Source organism: Dolichospermum planctonicum, from assembly GCF_005402965.1.
Lineage (GTDB): Bacteria > Cyanobacteriota > Cyanobacteriia > Cyanobacteriales > Nostocaceae > Dolichospermum > Dolichospermum planctonicum.
Window position 1 is genome coordinate 1 of the sequence record NZ_BJCF01000008.1, and the last position, 16,453, is coordinate 16,453.

Consider the following 16,453-nt stretch of genomic DNA (forward strand, 5'->3'; position numbering starts at 1 on the left):
TCATAGAAATAATGAACATTATCAAATACAGCACTTACAGCAATTCCCGATATTATCAAGTACAGATATTAATTATTAATGATAAAACTCTTGTGGTGCGGGCATCTTGCCCGCATAAAGTATACCTTACTCAAGCTGAACCTACTGGATCATAGAAATAATGAACATTATCAAATACAGCACTTACAGCAATTCCCGATATTATCAAGTACAGATATTAATTATTAATGATAAAACTCTTGTGGTGCGGGCATCTTGCCCGCATAAAGTATACCTCACTCAAGCTGAACTTACTGGATCATAGAAATAATGAACATTATCAAATACAGCTACAAAATAACTGACAATTATCTATCAAATCATCTCTAACAACACTTTTAAAACCCCTTTAGTTTTAGCTTTTTCAACAGCTTCTAAACCAAGAGATAGGGGATAAATACCCTGAATTAAAGATTGTACATTTACCTTTTTGGTCCCTAATAATTCTAACGCTGGCACAAAAGGACCGCAACGAGAACCAATGAGAGTAATTTCATCTACCACCAAAGCAGAAGCATCTAAACTGAGATTTCCTGCATAGGTGCTTTTTAATATCAATGTACCACGAGGACGTAAAGCCCGTCGGGCAGTATTAAAACCTTCTGGATTTCCTGTACAATCAATAGAAACATCAAAATATCTATCTTTGACACTATTAGCCAAAGCGGTTTTAATTCCTCTCGCTGCCAAATTTAGTAATTTATCTTCATGTCTTCCCACTACTAATAAATCACAACCAGTTAAAGCTAAAGTTTGGGCTATTAATTGACCCAGTTTACCATCTCCAACTACTAATACTCGATCATCTTCACATAATGTTATTTGTTGTTGAATTTCCAAAGCTGCGGCCAGGGGTTCTGTAAAAGTTGCAGCTGCTGTAGAGACATTTTCCGGTACAATATGCAAATTTTCAATAGGTAAAGATAGATATTCTGCAAAAGCACCATTACGGTTCACAATACCTAAAACCGTCCGATTTTCGCAATGGGTAGGTTGTCCACTGCGACAAAAGCGACAATAACCACAAGCAGCATTAATTTCCCCCACTACTCTTTGATTAATTAAATGTTCTGGACCTTGTTCTACAACACCAACAAATTCATGGCCAATAATGCCAGTATAGGGATAATAACCTTTAATTAATTCCAAATCAGTATTACAAATTCCCGCACACAAAACCCGCACTAAAGCCTCCCCCGCTGGTGGTTCAGGAATAGGAATATCAGTACGTAATTGTAATTGATTACTTTCTAGCCAAAGTCCTTTCATAATTTTGTTAGTTGTTATTTGTTATTTGTTATTTCTATACTTCTACTCCTTCTAAAATTCCCATAATAACAAGCTATAATATCTATTGTCCTGTAAAATTTTGATTTTAGCCATAGTAGCTACCATGATTGTACTAAATTCCAGAAATCTCCAAAAATCAAACTAGACATTTTAGAGTTTGAGATGAGAGAGAAATGGTGTAAAAATGGGGACTAAACCTAAATTACTCACAACCATGGTCGGAAAAGAGCGATCGCTATAATCCATTCCCGGCGATAATGGAAAAGACACAGAATTGAGAGATAACCATGTACCACCAGCAGCTTGAACAATTACCCAAGCAGCTGCAATATCCCATACCTTTGGTGTGGCTTCAATTCCCCCCAAAACCGCACCGGTTGCGACTGTCAGAAAGTTATAACTAGCAACCCCTAACATCCGAATTTTACAGGGAAAATCCGGTTTAATAATGCCGGTACTGCGAGAACAAAGATTAAAAAAGTGGTTTTTGCTAGGAATATCTTTACTTGTATGGATAGGATGATGATTTAAAAATGCTCCCGTTGGCGTTGTTAAGCCCGATGAACCCGCCCAAAACCCGTAAAAGGCTTGATTTAATGGTGGCACATAAACATAGCCAAAAATCGGCGTTCCTCGATAAAGTAAACCCAGAGAAATTGACCAAATAGGAAGTCCTCTGGTGAAATTAGTTGTACCATCTAAAGGATCAATTACCCAACACCATTCTTTATCAGGAAAACTTTGACCTGCTTGCAGCACGTTATCACTTTCTTCGCTCAAAATGCCGTAACCTGAGAAAGTAGAAACAATAGCATCTCTAATTTCTTGATCTGCCCATTTATCGGATTTTGTCACTAAACTACCATCAGGTTTTTGTGTAGCTTGAACTTTGCCAAAATCCTGCATTAACTGTTTTCCTACTCTGATAGTAGTGGTTTCAGCAAATTCTAAAATCGTATTCCAAAAGTCGTTCATTTGTTATTAGTCAGTTGTCCGTTGTCCGTTGTCAGTTGGTTTTCAATTACCAATTACCAATTACCAATTACCCATTACCATTAATCTAAATCACTTTCGAGAACAGAAGCTAAAGCCTTTTTGGTATTAGTTTGAAATTCTGCCACATTGACACGATTCAAAAAAGCAATTGATACCAACATTCCCAAAGCTTCTAAAGCAAATACCAAACCATAAGCTAATACTAAGTTATCTGGTAACAACTTGCGCCCCACATCTAAAATAGTACCACCAATGACAATGGCAATTCCTCTAGATATAGACTGAGCAAGTCCCCAAGCACCTATAAATGTACCGGCAGCTTCAGCAATTGTCAAATCTAACATCAGACTAACTGCCGCAGTGGTGACAACACCAGTCGCTAAACCAAATAAAACTAAAGTTGATTTCAGTTCCAATGGATTGGCAGATAATCCCGAAAAACCCAGTAATAAAGCCGCAAATGCGACTAAAACACAGCCTAATTTTATAGTTTTGCGTTTACCCAACCGAGGCACAATCAAAAAACCTGTGATACCATAGGAGATTAATATGCCCGTTCCATAAAAAACGTTGAGTTTGGTACTTTCCGCTAAAGGCATTTTAAACACTTCCCCTGCGTAAGGTTCTAGAATAGGATCTTGCATAAACAAGCTAATAGTCATCACTAATAAAAAAGTGAAAAACAAACCTGTTTGGGGACTAGCTGTTAAAATTTTCCAAGCACCACCTAAGGTAATACTATCTTCCCGGTTTTCTGGAGTAGAACGATGGAAAAAACGAGAATATTTTTTTTCTACCCCCAAAGTAGCGACAATTGCTAAACAAAAAACCATACCGGGAACAATCTGGAATAAGCGATTTATTGCAGCTTGTAAAGTTTCTATGGGTGCATTAGCGTTTAATTGGTTTAATAAGCTAGAACTGATAATAGCTCCAACTATAATCCCTACCATCAACATTGACCAAACAATACCGACAACTTGAGAACGGTTGTCGGCTTCGGAAATATCAACTAATAAAGCCGCAAAAGCCGTACCACTAGCACAAATGGCCAGTCCGTAGACCACGAAAACTAAACCTAAAACCGCTGTCCAAGCCATTGTTTGGCTAGTCCATACCCAACTTTCGCCCATATTAGCAGAATTTAACTGCCATATTACTTGTACCGCACAAAAGGCAGCGATCGCAAATATTCCTGCTCCCAACCATACATAACTTGTGCGATGATATCCCCATAATGGTCTAGCATCGGACATTTGCCCAAATAAAATTCGGGTTGGGGCCACAAACAAAGGCAATGCTAACACAAAAGCCACCAATGTAGCCGGAATGGCAATTTCCTGAATCATGACTCGGTTGAGTACCCCCAAAGTCAAAATAGACATCATACTCAACCCCATTTGAAACAATCCTAGCCGGAACATGGTGAAAATATTCACCCGGGGTAAAACCAGAGATTGGTTTTGGTTATGATATGTATTATCGTCCATAGGTAATTTTTTCTATTCCTGACAAAATATAGCATTTTCCCAATCAAAATCTTCAACTTCGCGCCTTTGCGTCTTAGCGCGAAACATAATTCATACTGCCATTATCCAACGACTTAACTTTGATCACGGTAAACTAAAAAAGTAAAGAAATATAAATAAATTCAATTTTACCCAAATGCAAACTATCACCTTAGGAAAAAATGGTTTAGCTGTTCCCCCTCTTTGTATCGGTACTTGGGCTTGGGGTGACAAACTCTTTTGGAATTATGGTCATGAATACGGTGAAGAAGAGTTACAAGCTGCTTTTAACACCGCCTTAGATACTGGTGTCACTTTCTTTGATACTGCGGAAGTTTACGGTTTAGGACTTTCGGAAGAATTTTTAGGCCGGTTCATGAAACAAACCAACCAAAAAGTACAAATTGCTACCAAGTTTGGACCTTTACCTTGGCGTTGGCAGGGTAAATCTGTATCTGAAGCTTTAACGGCCAGTCTCCAACGTCTCCAAGTTGAGAGAATTGAATTATACCAAGTTCATTGGCCTTTTGCGTTCTTTTTGAGTCAAGAAACTCTCATGAATACCCTGGCAGATGAAGTCAAACGAGGTAGAATAGGGGCAGTTGGTGTCAGTAATTATTCAGCCGCTCAAATGCGAGAAGCACACCAGATATTAGCCGCTAAGGGTGTACCTTTGGCTGTAAATCAGGTGCGTTATTCACTAATAACGCGCCAAATAGAAGGTAACGGTATTTACCAAACAGCCCGTGAGTTAGGTGTAACTATTTTAGCTTATAGTCCCCTAGCTCAAGGATTACTCACAGGTAAGTATATATCCTCTCAAAAACCTCAAGGTGCAAGAAGCATAGATCCGCGATTTAGTCAAGATGGTTTAAATAAGATCGCTCCATTGTTATCTTTGTTACGAGAGATTGGTGAAAAGTACCATCGCACCCCTGCCCAAGTATCCTTAAACTGGTTAATAGCTCAAGGTAATGTGATTCCCATTGTTGGAGTCAAAACCGCAACACAAGTTAAACAAAATGTTGGTGCTTTAGGTTGGCAAATGACCGCAGACGAAATTTCCGCATTAGAGAAAATTACTCGTCTTTGGTTACATTAATTGTCCTTCACATTCAAAGCGTATTGTTTAAACCTTTCTAAATCCGCTTGAATTGTGGACTCTACCACCTTTCCTAAAAACAAATTATCCATGAGTTTACCAATTAAGCCAGGAATTGCATAGGAAACCGTCATTTTCACGATGCTATTATCATAGCGATCATAAAAGCGAATTGCTCCTTGATTTGGTAAACCATCCACAGACTCCCATTGAATAATTTGATGAGGAATTATTTTAGTAATTCGGGATTTCCATGTAAATTCTAACCCCCCTGTTTTCAGTCTCCATAGAGAAATTTCCGGTTTATCTGGGAGAATTTGCACAGAATCAATCCATTTCATCCATTTAGGCATTTGTTCTAAATCAGACCAAAGCCCCCATGCTAATTCTATGGGAACTTCTACCTCTACCTGTACACTATGTTCTAGCCATTCACTCATAGGATTTTAGATTGGTCTGCGGTTAGTTGTTATTACCCATTACCCATTACCCATTACCCATTACCTACTTCTTCAAACTTTCCAGAATTGCTTTGGCCGCACGTTGTCCAGAAATTGTTGCTCCTTCCATGCTATCAATATAATCCTGTTGGGTGTAACTTCCAGCTAAGAAAAAGTTAGGTATGGGTGTTTTTTGATCTGGACGGTATTCATCCATGCCCGGTGCTTCTCTATACAAAGACTGAGCTAATTTAACCACACTGTACCAAGTCATGTTTAAATCCCTTGCGGAAGGAAATAGTTCATGGACTTGTTTAAGCACGTGGTGAGCGATCGCTTCATTACTTTGTTTAATAAAAGGATCTCCCGGTGTTAACACCAATTGTAATAATGAACCTTCCCCAGGACGATAATAATCTGCGGGGCTAGTCAAAGCCAAATCAGCAAAACAGGAAAAATCTGCATCACCAGTGTACAATAGATTGTCTATTCCCACGGCTGCGGAAAGCTGTTTACGTTTTTCCTCATCTTCTAGTTCTGTCACCCAACCATCAAAACGTAGCTGCACTGTAGCGACGGGGACAGCATCTAACTTATAAATGTTATCAAATTCTGGCCATTTCCGCCAGGCCTGGGGTAAAACTCGTTGGATTCCGGGAACATCACAAGCGCAAAGATAAGCATCAGCCGTGATCAGTTCTTCTGTATCACCTTGAGCAACTAATATACCAGTTACGCGGGTTTCTGCTTCCCCAACCACATCAGTAAACCGAATTTCTCGCACTTGACGACGAGTGTATATTTTTGTGCCTCTTTCTTCTAAATATTTAACAATAGGTTTATGTAAATATTCGGAAGGTGAACCCGCCAACATTCGCAAAATTGAAGCTTCGGTTCTGACAGCAAAAAACTGGAAAATTGTCAACATACACCGGGCAGAAATATTGTCACAATCTATAAATCCCAGTGCATAAGCAATAGGATTCCATAGGCGTTTAATACTACCTTTACTGCCTCCGTGACTATAAAACCAATCAGAAAAGCTGATTTTATCTAATTTGCGGATAGTTTTCATTGCTCCGTCAAAGTCTACTAAACCCTGTACTATTGGGCTAGTACCCAAAGCGATCGCATTTTGTAGTTTATCCTGTAAAGACAGTTGAGAAGTTGTGAAAAACGCCTTTAATCCATTTAAAGGCGCACCCGTGAAAAAGCGAAAATCTAAAGCTCCTGTTTTTCCGCCTTTATTAATAAAAGTATGACTATGTTCTTTGATGAGTAAGTTTTCTCCAGCACCAACCTTCTCCATTAATGCAAACAGATTGTAGTAGCAGCCGAAAAATACGTGCAGCCCCATTTCAATATGATTGCCATCATTATCTACCCAACTGCTGACTTTGCCACCCACAAAGGGACGAGACTCGAAAATTTCTACTTCACAGCCCCTATCTACTAAGTCTACCGCAGTTGATAACCCAGCAAGTCCCGCACCTACAATTGCAACGCGCATTCCCTCGTTCCTTGTTCAATCTCTTTACAAATTGTAACTGAATTAGTGTGGGAATTTGCTGGGAATTATTAATTGGCAATTATTAATTGTTTGCCACTTCTTCCCCTTGGGGTAAACTTCTAATTAGTTCCCGAATTACATCTGTTGCTGGTCTCCCTGTCTGTTGACAATATTTTTCTAGTTTCTCTGCTTCTTGTGTTGCTAGATTAACTGTTATCCGTTTAACGGCCCATTTTTTATTTGTCATTATCATGCACTTAGCTGTATGTTAACTTGATTTCAAGAGTCTGGGAACTCAAAACAGAAATGATACTATCAGAGTAAGTCTGAATTAACAAAGTAACAAAAAAATTAATTTTATTAAAGATATTCAATTGATATATTCACCGGGCAGAAGCCTCGGTGATTCTTGACACTTCGTAGAATAATATAACCGTTGATTTTGCTCTGTCTCTGTGTTAGAGTCGTGGCAATACCCAACATTTCCATCTAGGTCCTGTTCAGTTCCACAATTCAAACACTGAAGCGACCGGATTTTTATAGCTGTAGCCAAGGTAATTAGGTTTTCTATTTAGTCAACTGTCTCCAAGGTCAACTCAGCAGCGGAAAGTACATGAGCTTCCAATAGAGCCATCATATCTCCTAATTGGGGATTACCACGAGTTGAGCCAGTCAATCCCTTAGCAATAATTAAACCACAATGACCCTGAGTATTTTGACATCGCTGATGCCATTTTCTCTTAGCCTCTATATGCACTGGGTCATCATCTAAAAATTGCCCAAACAGAAATAATTCATGATTACGTGTTTGCAATAAACCCAAGTCATAGAGATTATCATCTATCGGATCAGTAACAGTATGGAAACAAATTGCGTTCAGTCCTCCAGCCTCTTGAATATTTTTAATAATCCCCTTAGCTTTAGGACGAGAGGTTTGAATCACAATCACAGGTAAACCATCCCCCACAGGCTCAAATTCACCCCCTGCTTGGTGGTTAGCACCTTGACGTAGGTGATCTAATGTTTTCCAGGATAACACACCTAGACTCATAAACGCATCTTCTGGAATCAAATCGTCTCTTAAGGCTTCAAATATAGAATCATCTTCTTCATCTTCTTCATCTTCATCCAAACCAGCCATTTCTTCTAGTTCTGCTGTCAATTCTGGCATTGTAGAAACAGCGACAGTTAAGGATTTACGATTTCCATCGGTTTCTGGTAAGGAAATTCGATAACGTTGGCCCAGAGTGAGACCATCTTCCTGAGATAATTGACGACGGTAATCACGCACAAACCGCAGTAAACTTTCTAAAGCGACAAAAGTTAGTAGCGCTTCTTCTTCATACAAAACCGAACGTAGCCCTTCTAACGGGTGAATATTCCCGAAAGTAGGTTCAATTTCTGAATCAGGCATATCCGCCAAATCACCTAGATCATCATCGTCGTTATCATCTACAGAATCAAAAGTGAGAAATAAACAATCTTGTTTGAGGAAGGCTGCCTCTAAATTTCGATTTGTTTCATCATCATCAGCTATAACGGCAGCCCGAAACCGCTTCAGGGAATCCTCAGAACGATAAAACAAAATTCCATACTCAATTCCTAACATTCCCATGACAGAGGCATAGAGTTTGTCTACATCCCATTGATTAATTTCTATTGATAAAATTTGCTGTTCCTCTAAAAAGTTCCAAGGAGCAGCTTGCCAGACTTCTAAGGCTTTATCATGGAGGAGCTTGGCATATTTGGGCGGTAAATCAGGAGTTTGTCCGTCAACGATTTCCGCAAAAGAGCGAAAAAGTTCATCAATTATTGGTAATTCGGGTACATAGTCAATAGCAATACCTAAATCTTGCAACACACCCCGCAAGTAAAATTGAATTTCTCGATCCCGTACAACGATTCTTTGGGGTCTAGCGGGCTTGGCCGGACTTTGTGGATGTTCTATTGCCCGCATTAATGTCCGCACAATGGCTTCAGGTCCCAGACTGGGATCTACCATGTCCATGCCTCTAACTATACCTTCTGAGGCATCCACCCAGATAATACATTCTCCTTTGGACTCTGGGTCGGCTGGGCTGTGTGGTGATGACAATGGACGGCGATCGCCCTCCCATACAGAAGGAATCTGGGTTAATTTCTGCAACCGACGACTGGTAGAGCGATTAAAACTTGTCATAGAATAAATGAGTCAAAACAAAGCGACGAGAAGAGCGACTTTTGGGAATGGTTAATCATTAAACATACCTAATCCGATCCAAAAAAGCTAACTAGTGCTAACAAAAGTCTGCTTTTTCTTCCTGCTTCATCCTAGAAGTGTCGGCACTATCTAGTCCACAGGCTAACACGGTTAATCTAACCGCTTCTTGTTTCAAATTAATTGCAGCGTTTACATCTCTATCACACTCAAAACCGCATTTCTCACATTTAAACACTCTTTGAGATAATGACAGTGATGATTTTTTTTCTCCACAACTGGAGCAAGTTTTACTACTGGGATAAAATCTATCCACAACTACTAACTTACTGCCATATAGTTGAGTTTTGTATTCTAGCTGCCTCCTAAATTCATAAAAGCCCATATCAGCAATAGCTTTTGATAACTTACCATTTGCTAACATTCCAGACACATTCAAATCTTCTATCCCTATTACCGCGTGGTTTTTGCTGATATAAGTAGTGATTTTGTGTAATGTATCTTTTCTCATGTTAGCTATTTTTTGGTGTAGTCTTGCTATTTTGATTTGGGATTTTATATAATTATTAGAACCGACTTTTTTATGCCGATTTAAATATTGCATTCTTGCCAGTTTAGATTCATACTTTTTATAGCTTTTTAAGCCATCAAATACTTCTCCTGTTGATAACATTGCTAAATGATTTATACCTAAGTCAACTCCCACACACTCTTGTTTTTTAGGGTTTTGACTGGTTTCTACTTCTATTTTCCAAGATACAAACCACTTGTCAGCTTGTTTGCTAATTGTGACTGATTTGGGTTGATATCCAAAGGGGAGAACTTCATAAGTTTTTAGCCAACCAATGACAGGAACTTTTACTTTTTTCTGCTCAATGTGAATTGCACCATCTAAAGTAAAAGAATCATGTTTACCTTTTTTCTTGAATTTAGGAAATCCTGTGTTTTTCTTGAAAAAAGATTTAAAGGCCTCTGATAAATATCTTAATGCGTATTGAGGAGCGCATTTAGATACTTCATAATACCATTGACATTGACTTTTAACTGATGCTACTAGCCATTTATGTAAATCTATGGCTGTAGGAAATTTAATTTTATCTTCAGGATTAAGTTTGTTATGTATGATAACCTGTTGACACAATGCTAAACCTTGATTCCAAGCGTGTCTAGCTACTCCTGCGTGCTGTGCCAGTAGTAGTTTTTGTTGCTTGTTTACCTTGAGTTCTGTCTTGAATCCTAGTAGCATAAAGATATTTTACAACAAAATTCCAATATTGTTACCATAGAGGTGTGACTTTGCATAGAAAGCATAAGTGCTTAATTGTTATTAATTGTTAGCTTTTGAGTTACTGTTAATTAGCCTTCAATTCTAGAATAAAAATTCTGGGTTGCTCAGAAACAGGCAACGGGGAAGAGGGCAAGAATAATTGATCATCTTCTACCCATGTTCTCATGTTCCCATCTTCTGATGCTGTTTTCCTATCCTCATGTCGCTAAAATGAATACAAAAACATCCATAACCCCAGAGGTACTAAAACCCCTGCTAGAGTATTGATCAAATCAGTTCAGGAGTTAATCATCCATGACACAAGCCACTCAAACTCAACAACGCTCAATTCTGTTATCTGAAACTGCATTGCGTCAAGTTAAGTCTCTTCAAGACAAACAAGGAAAAGATTTATGTCTACGGGTGGGAGTTAGACAAGGTGGTTGTTCGGGAATGTCTTATATGATGGATTTTGAGGATATCAGCAAGATTACCCCCGATGATGAGGTTTTTGATTATGATGGCTTCAAAATTATCAGCGATCGCAAAAGTTTACTTTACCTTTATGGTCTCATGCTCGATTATAGCGATGCCATGATTGGTGGTGGTTTCCAATTCACTAACCCCAACGCTGTCCAAACTTGCGGTTGCGGTAAATCTTTCGGTGTGTAATATTTAGACAGGTTTGTCAGTTATTGGTTGCTAATAACAACTGACAACTGACAACTGACAACTGACAACTGACAACTAACAAATGACTAATACAATTGATTCCCTATTTGATACAGGTTTAGAACGGTATAAAGCTGGAGAATCTGTAGAATCTCTAATTCCTGTATTTAAAGAGGTATGCGATCGCTCTCCTAAAGCTAGTTCAGCTTGGATTTGTCTAGCTTGGTTATATCTCCTTGATAACAAGGGTTCACTGGCTTATAAAGCCGCCAATAAAGCGGTGAAACTTAATCCCCAAGACCCACAAGCAAGAATTAATCTCGCTTTAGCTATGCTGGAAACAGGTCAAAAAGGTTTGCGTGAACACATTGAGTTTGCAAAACAGTTAATATTTGTCAATGAAGAATGGCAAGAAGAAGTTAAAAATAGTATTGAAGATGGTTTCAGTAGAAAACCTGATTGGCAAAATTTAGCCAAAGTCAAAAAATGGTTATTTGAAGACAATTAACTCTTTACTAATCACCAATCACCAATCACTAATTACCAATAAAAATGAAAGACAAATTATTAAACTGGCTTAACTTCATCCTTGTTGCTGATGTTTTCCTTGTGATTTTAGGTTTCGCGTGGCTTGTTATTGCTGTGATTGGTGATGCTTCGGGAATCAACCTTGGTTTGGATTTATGGCATAAACTGTGGATACCATTATTTAACCCTGCTATTGGCATCCTCATGGGAGGGGCTTTGCTGAGTGGTATTATTAGCTGGGTGTCTAAAAAATTGACAAAAAATGAATTGTCCTAATCTGCTAATCTGCCAAGTGCTATAAACTAGAAAAAAGAGATGAACTATGTTAGTGACAGAATTACCGTAACTTTAGGTCAAATTCGACCCTGGTCTGTAGCAAAAAAATCAAGTGATTTGCCATAGCAAGATTAGCTGCTAGTCATCAACTGTACTGCATTTAGTTTATATATATAATTACAGCGGGCAAGATGCCCGCACCACAACAGCTTAGGACTGTTAATAATATAACTAAGTTAACATCAGCTATTGGTAAACTTACGACTATTTAAGAATCTGTGTTAATGCTGGTTGTAAGTTAGGATACTGATACTGAAAACCTGATGCTAAAGTCCGTTGGGGTAAGACTTGCTGCCCTTCTAATACCACTTTTGCCCCATCTCCTAACATCGCTTCTAAAGCAAAAGCAGGTACAGGTAACCAGGAAGGACGATTCATCACTTGACCCATAGTTGTGCTTAATTCTGTCATCCGCACGGGATGGGGAGCAGTAGCATTATATACTCCGCTCATTGTGGGTTGGGTTAAAGCTTGGATAATTAAACTGACAATATCATCTAAATGAATCCAGGAAAACCACTGACGACCACTACCAATGGGTCCACCAGCAAAGAGTTTAAAAGGGGTAATCATTTTCCCTAAAGCACCACCATTCCCTAAAACAATGCCTAAACGCAAAATCACTAAACGGACACCAGTATCTTTAACTTTCTCAGCTTCTTTTTCCCATTCTTTGCAGACTTGGGAGAGAAAATCTTGACCAGGGGGACTATTTTCATCAAAGGTTGCTGTTTCGCTAGTTCCGTAATAACCAATAGCAGAAGCATTAACTAATACAGTTGGTCGAGGATTGATTTTAGTTATGGCTGCGACAATTTTCTCTGTACTCAGTTTGCGACTGTGGAGAAGTTCCTGTTTCCGTTCTGGTGTCCACCGTTCTTCCGCAATGGGTTCTCCGGCTAAATTCACTACTCCATCACAACCTATTATAGCATCTTGCCACGAACCTGATACGGTGGGGGTATAGGCAATAATTTCTAAATTAGGAAAAGCTGAAGCCGGAAAAACCTTTTGGGCAGATGTGACATTCCGTGTTAATACAATTACTTTATGACCTTCGGTGTATAGTCTTTCTACTAGCCGACTACCCACAAATCCTGTTGCACCACTAATCGCTATTTTCATTTTGCCTGTTTTTGATGAGAAATTACGCTAAAAACCTGGGAATTGAAGCCTCTAGAAAAGTTTGAGAATTTTGGTATCTTTTAATTTAACGTCAATTGTGACTAGGCCACAGTGGCTATCGGTTTAGAGCCAACCTCCTTAAAAAAATTGAATTAGTGACAACACTGACAGAACTAAAGGCCATTAGTGCTGCTGCACTGGACGGACCAAGATTAAAACCCCAGCTAGGTAATAGTACACCAGCAGCTAAGGGAATACCTATTGTATTATAAGCAAAAGCCCAAAATAAATTTTGGCGAATAGTATTAAAAGTCGCTCGACTGAGGTGAATGGCTTTGACAACATCAATCAGAGAATTTCGCATTAAAATAATTTCGGCGGTTTCCATAGCGACATCTGTGCCAGAATGTAAAGCGATGCCTACATCGGCCTGTGATAAAGCTGGAGCGTCATTAATACCGTCTCCGACCATAGCGACGAATGATTTGCTTTTCCCAGACTGAAGAGATTGAATCATAGCAGCTTTTTGGGCTGGCGGGATACCTGCTATGATATCAGTGTTATTTATTCCTAGTTGTTTAGCGATCGCCGTAGCTGCTTCCATTCTATCACCACTAAGCAACATTACCCGCAAACCCATCTGATGTAATTTATCTACTGCGGTTTGAGCATCTGGTCTGAGGGTATCACTCACAGCAATTAATCCGGTTAAAATCCCATCTACAGCCACACCTATGACAGTTTTTCCCGCTTTGGCTAATTTATTTCCCTGTTGTTGTGCTGTTTCGTTAATATCAATTTGGTGATAATTAAACCATTCCCAGTTACCTAAAAGCACATTTTTACCCTCCACAACAGCGGACACACCCATACCAGGTTCAGTATGGAAGTCTACAGCATTGGGAATGCTTAAATATTGGCGTTTGGCCTCTTCTTGGATGGCTGTAGCTAGGGGATGATAAGTGCCGCTTTCTACCGCCGCTGCTAGTTGAATTAATGATATTTCTAAAGCTGATTCGGTAATGGATATACAATCTGTCACCGTGGGTTTACCTGTGGTGAGAGTTCCGGTTTTATCAAAAACTATAGTGTCTAATTTATGAACTTTTTCTAAAACATCACCACCTTTAATTAATAATCCCCTTTCTGCACCTACACCAGTACCCACCAGAATAGCTGTGGGGGTAGCTAGTCCTAAAGCACAGGGACAAGCAACTACCATGACAGCGATCGCTAATTTTAAACTAATTAATAGTGAATAATACTCAGTATGGGGGACTAAATGCTGGGGATGATGTCCCATATTGTGAGCCATTTCCATTGTCCCAGACATGGTAACATCTGGCCATAAGTGAGTTCCCCACAAATACCAAAATCCAAAGGTGAAAAAAGCCGCTGCTAAGACACCGTAGGTAAAATAACCAGCCACCGTATCCGCTAATTTCTGCACTGGAGCTTTACGAGTTTGGGCCGCTTCTACTAAAGCCACGATTTGGGCTAGAGTAGTATCATCACCTGTGCGGGTGGCTTGAATAGCGATCGCTCCTGACTGATTTAAAGTTCCCCCAGTGACAATATCTCCTGGTTGTTTAATTACGGGTACTGATTCCCCGGTTAACATTGATTCATCTATGGTAGTTTGTCCAAAACGAACCTCACCATCAACGGGAATTTTATCACCTGGTAGCACCTGTAACCATTCACCTACCCGCACCTGTTCCGCCGGAATTTCGATAATATTTGCACCAGCAATTAATTTTTCTGGTTCTGGGTTAATAATTAACCGGGCTGTTTGCGGAGAAAGGGCTAATAATTGGCGAAATGCTTTAGCCGCGCGGAGTCTAGCTTGTTTTTCTAAGGTTCTCCCCAAAAGAATAAAACCTAGCATCATTACTGGTTCATCAAAAAAGCATTCCCAACCCATTTGGGGAAACAATAGAGCTACTAAACTGGCAATATAAGCTGTAAGCGTTCCCAAACCAATCAGGGTATTCATATTGGGCGCACCCCGTCGCCAACCTAACCAGCCTTCCACTAAAATTGGTCTACCAGGAATAATAATTGCTATGGTAGCTAGTCCACAATGAAACCAGATGTTATTTAAAATAGGTAAAATTGCACCAATATTACCAAAATGGCCAATTCCTGATAAAAATAGTAACAAGCCAGCCACTACTAACTGTCTAATTATAGACTGCATTTCTTGGCGCTGTCTTGAGGCGGGGTTGGGGGAAACAGCAGATTGATCACCAGCACTTTTAGCTGTACGTAGTTGACTGGGAAATCCTGTGGCTGTTAACCCCTGAATCAGTGTATCTGCATCTACAGCACCAGGTTCTATTTCTACTACTGCAACTTCCGTTGTTAAGTTAACACAGACGCTTTTAACTCCTAGATGCTGAATAAGCTGTTTTTCTACTGCATTAACGCATCCACCACACTTCATCCCCCCAACGTCTAAAATAATTTTCTCGCTAGTTAGTATTTTTTGGGAGGGAGTAGATTCCAGGACCAGTAGTTCAGTTTTTGGGGTTAGTTGCATGATAGGTTTTTACATTCACTCTTCTGGGTTCGACACTTCACAACCAGTGTCTCTACCTTGAGATTAGGCGAAAATCTGCACTTCAGGCGAGGGAAAAAATATTAAGTTTTTTTATATCCTAACTTCTCGACAAAAATCCCCAAAATATCTTCATCCCAAACATCATAGTTTTGTCCTGGTAGTGTAAATTATAGCCGTTAACTGTAATGGCAACATCAAAATCAGGCTTTTCCAAAAATAATTTATTTCCCAATCTGATACTACACTAAAATACCCCATACTCATCATTAGCAGGATGAGTAAGTGCTTATGTTTATGTTTGAGAATTTGCATATCAATTTACTTGATAAAAAATCCTAAAACCAACCTTGTTTATTTACAAAGTAGGTATTAATAAATTCTTCATGAGGTTTATTTAAGTAAATCATGGCTTCAATCAAACCGACCAGTTGCATTATTATTAATGTAAATCCATAGGTAAGGGAGCCACCAACAACGGAAATTACCAACATAATAAAACCTTCTGATGTGTAACCAAGAATAAATTTATGCAAACCAAAACCACCAAAAACAATTCCCGCATAACCAGCTAACAGTTGTTTTGTAGCATAGGAAGGGTTAACATTAGTCATATTTAGCTATTCTCCTTCATGTCTAAATTATAAAATTTACGGAATTGATCATTGATAATTAGATAATTACTTTTTTAAACATGACTCCTGTATGATTCAAATAATCATAAAATATAGCAAATTTGGCAAAAAATAAATATTGCCTTATCATATCACATTTACCAATACCCGGCAATGATTAACCTTGAAAAAAGTATTGCTAGGACGATATAGATTTTTATACCTATCTATTTTTGTCAGATCCGGATGATTTTTGAACAAGCAGTTAA

At 39.0% G+C, this 16,453-nt stretch carries 16 protein-coding genes; 5 read left to right on the forward strand and 11 right to left on the reverse strand.

Annotated features, from left to right (window positions below):
* The first annotated feature begins 160 nt into the window (after positions 1 to 160).
* Positions 161 to 304 carry a hypothetical protein gene (locus FFO06_RS21100; protein ID WP_162501176.1) on the forward strand — a complete coding sequence of 48 codons (144 nt, stop codon included), beginning with the start codon at positions 161 to 163 and terminating at the stop codon, positions 302 to 304.
* A gap of 50 nt (positions 305 to 354) precedes the next feature.
* Here the strand turns inward: FFO06_RS21100 and FFO06_RS05580 are convergent, their stop codons facing one another.
* The 3 genes from FFO06_RS05580 to FFO06_RS05590 form a co-directional block, all read right to left on the reverse strand.
* Positions 355 to 1,308: an MDR/zinc-dependent alcohol dehydrogenase-like family protein gene (locus tag FFO06_RS05580; protein WP_137907142.1), complete on the reverse strand. Its 954-nt coding sequence runs from the start codon at positions 1,306 to 1,308 to the stop codon at positions 355 to 357.
* Between the two features lie 171 nt (positions 1,309 to 1,479).
* Positions 1,480 to 2,304, reverse strand: coding sequence for an inositol monophosphatase family protein (locus FFO06_RS05585; protein ID WP_137907143.1), 825 nt, complete (start codon positions 2,302 to 2,304; stop codon positions 1,480 to 1,482).
* A gap of 80 nt (positions 2,305 to 2,384) precedes the next feature.
* The gene (locus FFO06_RS05590) at positions 2,385 to 3,815 is read right to left on the reverse strand and encodes a BCD family MFS transporter (protein WP_137907144.1); all 1,431 of its coding nucleotides are present in this window, start codon (positions 3,813 to 3,815) and stop codon (positions 2,385 to 2,387) included.
* A gap of 175 nt (positions 3,816 to 3,990) precedes the next feature.
* Between FFO06_RS05590 and FFO06_RS05595 the strand changes: the two genes are divergently transcribed.
* Positions 3,991 to 4,935 carry an aldo/keto reductase gene (locus tag FFO06_RS05595; protein WP_137907145.1) on the forward strand — a complete coding sequence of 315 codons (945 nt, stop codon included), beginning with the start codon at positions 3,991 to 3,993 and terminating at the stop codon, positions 4,933 to 4,935.
* On the opposite strand, the gene FFO06_RS05600 is transcribed toward FFO06_RS05595, so the two are convergent.
* The 5 genes from FFO06_RS05600 to FFO06_RS05620 all read right to left on the reverse strand — a co-directional run bounded on the left by FFO06_RS05600 (position 4,932) and on the right by FFO06_RS05620 (position 10,328).
* Positions 4,932 to 5,375 (reverse strand): SRPBCC family protein, encoded by a 444-nt coding sequence (locus FFO06_RS05600; protein ID WP_137907146.1) that lies wholly within the window; start codon positions 5,373 to 5,375, stop codon positions 4,932 to 4,934. The two genes, FFO06_RS05595 and FFO06_RS05600, sit on opposite strands and share 4 nt — an antisense overlap.
* A 64-nt stretch (positions 5,376 to 5,439) precedes the next feature.
* Positions 5,440 to 6,885, reverse strand: coding sequence for a 9,9'-di-cis-zeta-carotene desaturase (zds, locus tag FFO06_RS05605; RefSeq protein WP_137907147.1), 1,446 nt, complete (start codon positions 6,883 to 6,885; stop codon positions 5,440 to 5,442).
* Positions 6,886 to 6,967: 82 nt separating this feature from the next.
* Positions 6,968 to 7,138: a ribbon-helix-helix domain-containing protein gene (locus tag FFO06_RS05610; RefSeq protein WP_137907148.1), complete on the reverse strand. Its 171-nt coding sequence runs from the start codon at positions 7,136 to 7,138 to the stop codon at positions 6,968 to 6,970.
* 318 nt (positions 7,139 to 7,456) lie between these two features.
* Positions 7,457 to 9,064 (reverse strand): DUF6930 domain-containing protein, encoded by a 1,608-nt coding sequence (locus FFO06_RS05615; protein WP_137907149.1) that lies wholly within the window; start codon positions 9,062 to 9,064, stop codon positions 7,457 to 7,459.
* Positions 9,065 to 9,161: 97 nt separating this feature from the next.
* Entirely contained in the window at positions 9,162 to 10,328 is a 1,167-nt protein-coding gene (locus FFO06_RS05620) for an RNA-guided endonuclease InsQ/TnpB family protein (RefSeq protein ID WP_137907150.1), read from the reverse strand.
* Between the two features lie 336 nt (positions 10,329 to 10,664).
* Here FFO06_RS05620 and FFO06_RS05625 point away from each other — a divergent pair, with 336 nt between their 5' ends.
* The 3 genes from FFO06_RS05625 (at position 10,665) to FFO06_RS05635 (ending at position 11,825) form a co-directional block, all read left to right on the forward strand.
* Positions 10,665 to 11,021, forward strand: coding sequence for an iron-sulfur cluster assembly accessory protein (locus FFO06_RS05625; RefSeq protein ID WP_028083016.1), 357 nt, complete (start codon positions 10,665 to 10,667; stop codon positions 11,019 to 11,021).
* 82 nt (positions 11,022 to 11,103) lie between these two features.
* Positions 11,104 to 11,529, forward strand: a complete 426-nt coding sequence (locus FFO06_RS05630) for a tetratricopeptide repeat protein (RefSeq protein ID WP_137907151.1) — start codon at positions 11,104 to 11,106, stop codon at positions 11,527 to 11,529.
* A 44-nt stretch (positions 11,530 to 11,573) separates the two neighbouring features.
* A complete protein-coding gene (locus FFO06_RS05635; protein ID WP_028083014.1) occupies positions 11,574 to 11,825 on the forward strand; it encodes a DUF8620 family protein in 252 nt (83 codons plus the stop codon).
* Positions 11,826 to 12,089: 264 nt separating this feature from the next.
* Here FFO06_RS05635 and thyD read toward each other — a convergent pair whose 3' ends face one another.
* The 3 genes from thyD to FFO06_RS05650 all read right to left on the reverse strand — a co-directional run bounded on the left by thyD (position 12,090) and on the right by FFO06_RS05650 (position 16,184).
* The gene (gene thyD / locus FFO06_RS05640; protein WP_137907152.1) at positions 12,090 to 13,010 is read right to left on the reverse strand and encodes a thylakoid membrane protein ThyD; all 921 of its coding nucleotides are present in this window, start codon (positions 13,008 to 13,010) and stop codon (positions 12,090 to 12,092) included.
* A gap of 115 nt (positions 13,011 to 13,125) precedes the next feature.
* Positions 13,126 to 15,552, reverse strand: a complete 2,427-nt coding sequence (locus FFO06_RS05645; RefSeq protein ID WP_137907153.1) for a heavy metal translocating P-type ATPase — start codon at positions 15,550 to 15,552, stop codon at positions 13,126 to 13,128.
* 356 nt (positions 15,553 to 15,908) lie between these two features.
* The gene (locus FFO06_RS05650; RefSeq protein ID WP_137907154.1) at positions 15,909 to 16,184 is read right to left on the reverse strand and encodes a TM2 domain-containing protein; all 276 of its coding nucleotides are present in this window, start codon (positions 16,182 to 16,184) and stop codon (positions 15,909 to 15,911) included.
* Between the last annotated feature and the right edge of the window lie 269 nt (positions 16,185 to 16,453).

Excerpts from the sequence above, each read along its gene's own strand:
- FFO06_RS21100 (WP_162501176.1), top strand. The coding sequence starts at position 161 with ATGAACATTATCAAATACAGCACTTACAGCAATTCCCGATATTATCAA.
- FFO06_RS05615 (WP_137907149.1), bottom strand. The coding sequence starts at position 9,064 with ATGACAAGTTTTAATCGCTCTACCAGTCGTCGGTTGCAGAAATTAACC.
- FFO06_RS05600 (WP_137907146.1), bottom strand. The coding sequence starts at position 5,375 with ATGAGTGAATGGCTAGAACATAGTGTACAGGTAGAGGTAGAAGTTCCC.
- FFO06_RS05620 (WP_137907150.1), bottom strand. The coding sequence starts at position 10,328 with ATGCTACTAGGATTCAAGACAGAACTCAAGGTAAACAAGCAACAAAAA.
- FFO06_RS05625 (WP_028083016.1), top strand. The coding sequence starts at position 10,665 with ATGACACAAGCCACTCAAACTCAACAACGCTCAATTCTGTTATCTGAA.
- FFO06_RS05585 (WP_137907143.1), bottom strand. The coding sequence starts at position 2,304 with ATGAACGACTTTTGGAATACGATTTTAGAATTTGCTGAAACCACTACT.
- FFO06_RS05630 (WP_137907151.1), top strand. The coding sequence starts at position 11,104 with ATGACTAATACAATTGATTCCCTATTTGATACAGGTTTAGAACGGTAT.
- FFO06_RS05595 (WP_137907145.1), top strand. The coding sequence starts at position 3,991 with ATGCAAACTATCACCTTAGGAAAAAATGGTTTAGCTGTTCCCCCTCTT.
- FFO06_RS05610 (WP_137907148.1), bottom strand. The coding sequence starts at position 7,138 with ATGATAATGACAAATAAAAAATGGGCCGTTAAACGGATAACAGTTAAT.
- zds (WP_137907147.1), bottom strand. The coding sequence starts at position 6,885 with ATGCGCGTTGCAATTGTAGGTGCGGGACTTGCTGGGTTATCAACTGCG.
- thyD (WP_137907152.1), bottom strand. The coding sequence starts at position 13,010 with ATGAAAATAGCGATTAGTGGTGCAACAGGATTTGTGGGTAGTCGGCTA.
- FFO06_RS05580 (WP_137907142.1), bottom strand. The coding sequence starts at position 1,308 with ATGAAAGGACTTTGGCTAGAAAGTAATCAATTACAATTACGTACTGAT.
- FFO06_RS05590 (WP_137907144.1), bottom strand. The coding sequence starts at position 3,815 with ATGGACGATAATACATATCATAACCAAAACCAATCTCTGGTTTTACCC.
- FFO06_RS05635 (WP_028083014.1), top strand. The coding sequence starts at position 11,574 with ATGAAAGACAAATTATTAAACTGGCTTAACTTCATCCTTGTTGCTGAT.
- FFO06_RS05645 (WP_137907153.1), bottom strand. The coding sequence starts at position 15,552 with ATGCAACTAACCCCAAAAACTGAACTACTGGTCCTGGAATCTACTCCC.
- FFO06_RS05650 (WP_137907154.1), bottom strand. The coding sequence starts at position 16,184 with ATGACTAATGTTAACCCTTCCTATGCTACAAAACAACTGTTAGCTGGT.